The organism is Haladaptatus sp., assembly GCF_049589095.1.
Lineage (GTDB): Archaea > Halobacteriota > Halobacteria > Halobacteriales > Haladaptataceae > Haladaptatus.
In genome coordinates this window covers 1-3,368 of record NZ_JBAWAC010000066.1, presented here as the reverse complement: position 1 = coordinate 3,368, position 3,368 = coordinate 1, and the positions used below count along the sequence as shown (strand labels likewise).

Annotated in this window: 2 protein-coding genes and 1 pseudogene; all 3 read right to left on the bottom strand. The window is 62.4% G+C overall.

The features are described 5' to 3' along the window. Positions 1 to 83: pseudogene (locus WBV42_RS02335) on the bottom strand (NusA-like transcription termination signal-binding factor); the annotation flags it as partial. Continuing rightward, positions 83 to 1,264 (bottom strand): DNA-directed RNA polymerase subunit A'', encoded by a 1,182-nt coding sequence (gene rpoA2 / locus WBV42_RS02330; RefSeq protein ID WP_423984602.1) that lies wholly within the window; start codon positions 1,262 to 1,264, stop codon positions 83 to 85. The gene rpoA2 and the pseudogene WBV42_RS02335, both read right to left, overlap by 1 nt. Beyond that, a partial coding sequence (locus tag WBV42_RS02325; RefSeq protein WP_423984601.1) for a DNA-directed RNA polymerase subunit A' occupies positions 1,257 to 3,368 on the bottom strand: 2,112 nt, incomplete at its 5' end. The genes WBV42_RS02325 and rpoA2, both read right to left, overlap by 8 nt.

Below are 3,368 nucleotides of genomic sequence, written 5' to 3'. Positions count from 1 at the left end.
ATGCAGTCCCGCGCCGTCGCTCCCGTTTCGTCCTCGAAGAGGGCGATGTACTGGCGGGCCGTGTCGGTGAGCGTGACCGTCATCAGTCGGACGGTTCCGCGCCGCGACTGACCGAACCCATCCGGAGGTTCACGTCGCCCGTTCCGAGCTTGATCGGTTTGCCGACGATGACGTTCTCGATGACGCCGTTCAGGTCGTCGATTTCGCCGTGGATGGCGGCGTCGAGCAGGTGGTTCACCGTCACCTCGAACGCCGCACGTGCGAGGACGGACTCCTTGCTGCCCGAGATACCGTGTCGACCGATGGACTCGATGGTTCCGCGGTTGGTCATGATGTCCGACACAAGCATCAGGTGGCGGACGTTCACGTCGTCGAGACCCTGCTCTTCCAGCGTGTCCATCGTCTCCTCGATGATGGATTCGCGCGCCGCCTCGACGCCGAGCGTTCGGTAGATCTCGTGGATGTTGTTACACGTCGTCCGAGAGGCGTCGACGCCCTCGATTTCGAGCGCATCGGCGAACGCCGACCCCTCGGTGTAGAGGACGAACTCCTCGCCGTCATCGAGGGATTCGCGCCGAATGACGACGCGGGAGATCTCCTCGATACCCTTGAAGACGATTTCGCGGAGTTCCTCGACCAACTGGAGGAGTCGTCGGTAACTCGGCTGGTCGGGACCGAACTCGATGACCGAATTCTTCTGGGTCGTCTTGACGCCGAGGCTGTCCTCGATGATGGACGATACCTCGTCGGGGGTTATCATCCGCTCTTCGAGCGTGTCCTCGTTCAGGTTGATGGACACGATCATGTCGGCGACGTTCGTCGAGATGTCACCGAGCGCGAGGATTTTCGTCGCCTCGATGTTCCAGACGACTTCGTGAGCCTTCTCGCGGTTTTCGGCGTACTCGTCTTCGAGGTACACCGTCATGATGGGCGTGTCGGGCGTCTTCCGCGCGTCCACCAGTTCGATGAGGCGCGGCAGCCCCTGTGTCACGTCCATCTCCGCCACACCCGCGTAGTGGAACGTGTTCATCGTCATCTGCGTTCCCGGTTCCCCGATGGATTGGGCACTCACCGTCCCCACGGGGTCGAGCGGGTCGACACGGGTGTCGAGGTAGCGGTGTTCGACCGCTTTGGCGATGTCCGTTACCTGTTCGAGCGAGACGCCATCGCGGGATTCGATGGTCTCGTACACTTCGTCCTTGAGTCGTCGGGGAAGTTCCGTGTCCTCGACGATGGCTTCCATATCGTTTGTTACGTTAGTCATCTGACTCCACCTGCCGTGCGTCCGCGTGTTCGGACAGATTCGTCGGCGGCTGTCGGTCGCCGAGGAATTCGAGCTTGCGGGTCTCGCTGTCGAACTCCTCGTCGAGAATCTGGTCTGCGATGCTGTCCACGTCTATCGGGTTCTCCTCGGACGAGGAGACCTGAACCGGCGAGGTACCGTCCTCACCGAACTCGAACTGGACGATGGTGTCGCTGGTGTCGCGCACCGTTCCGTCGTACTGCGTTTCGAGTTCGGACAGGGCGTTGATGAGACGGCGCTGGAGGTACCCGGACTTGGAGGTACGAACTGCCGTGTCCACCAGCCCTTCGCGTCCACCCATCGCGTGGAAGAAGAACTCCAGTGGGGTCAGACCGCCGGTGTAGGAGTGCTCCACGAAGCCGTGGGCGTCCGCGGACAGGTCGTCGGCTTGATAATGCGAGAGCGTACGGTCCTCGTACCCGCGGTTGATGCGCTCGCCCCGAACTGCCTGCTGTCCCACACAGCCGGCCATCTGGGTCAGGTTGAGCAGCGAACCACGAGCACCGGAGTCGGCCATGATGACTGCCGGGTTGTCGCTCGCGAAGTGATCCTCCGCGATGTCACCGGCCGAGTCACGCGCCTTGCCGAGCGTCTGCATGATCTTCATTTCCAACGTCTCGTCCACGGTTCGACCCGGAAGCGATTCCAGTTCGCCGTTCTCGTACGTGCCGATGAGGTCCTGCACGCGGTCGTATGCGTTCTCGATGGCCTCGTCGATCTGGTCCTGTGCATCCAGCGGAATCGTCTCGTCGTCGATACCGATGGAGAAACCGAAGTGCATGATGGCGCGCATCGCCAACGTCGCGACTTCGTTGATGAAGTGACGGGCGCGGGTCTCGCCGTACACCTTACAGATGGTGTCGACGATCTCACCGCCGAACGCGCCGACCGCGTCCTCGTCGATCGTCCCTTCGATGAGTTGACCCTCCTCGATGACGACCGTGTCGCCGGTCGAACTCATGAACTCCAGTTCGAGCTCATCGGGTAGGAGTTCCGAGAACAGCGTCTGGCCCGTCCAGTACGGGGTTCCGTTCTCTTCCGTGCCGTCCTCCTCCGGCAGTTCGTCGATCCGCGTCGCACGGAGCAGGTCGAGCGCCTGCGTCTCGTTGAAGTGCGGGTTGTGGTGGGTGAGCAGGTACGTTCCGGAAATGTGGTCCTGAATCGCGCCGATGATGTTCTCACCGAAGCGCGGGGAGAGGATCTGTTCCTGCACACGCATGAGCACGCGCGCTTCCGCGCGTGCCTCCTCGTTCTGGAGTGCGTGCATGTTCATCTCGTCCCCGTCGAAGTCGGCGTTGTACGGCGGACAGACGACGGTGTTCAGTCGGAACGTCTTGTACGGCATCACGACCACTTCGTGGGCCATGATGGACATCCGGTGCAGGGACGGCTGTCGGTTGAAGATGACGATGTCCCCGTCGATGAGGTGTCGGTTGACCTCCCATCCGGGCTCGACCTTCTCCGCGAGTTCCTCGCAGTTCTTCTCGGTGACCTTCAGGCGTCGGCCGTCGGGTCGCTTGACGTAGTTCGCGCCGGGGTGACCCTCCGGTCCGTTTCGAACGTAGCGTCGCGCGTCCTCGATGGTTCGCGGCGTGACGTTCATCGTCTGGGTCATCTCGCGGGCGACCCGTCGCGGGACACCGACTTCGTTCAGCGAGAGTGTCGGGTCCGGCGAGATGACGGTCCGTGCCGAGAAGTTCACACGCTTTCCGGACAACGAGCCACGGAAGCGACCTTCCTTGCCTTTCAGGCGCTGGCTCAGCGTCTTCAGCGGACGCCCGGAACGGTGACGAGCGGGCGGCGTGCCCGAAATCTCGTTGTCCATGAACGTCGTGACGTGGTACTGCAGCAGTTCCCACAGGTCCTCGATGATGAGCTGTGGCGCACCGGCCTCGCGGTTCTCCATGAACCGCTGGTTGATGCGGATGATGTCCACCAGCTTGTGGGTCAGGTCGTCCTCGGACCGCTGGCCGTTGTCCAGCGTGATCGACGGCCGAGCAGTCACCGGCGGGACCGGCAGGACGGTCAGGATCATCCACTCGGGACGCGAGCGGTCGGAGTCGAT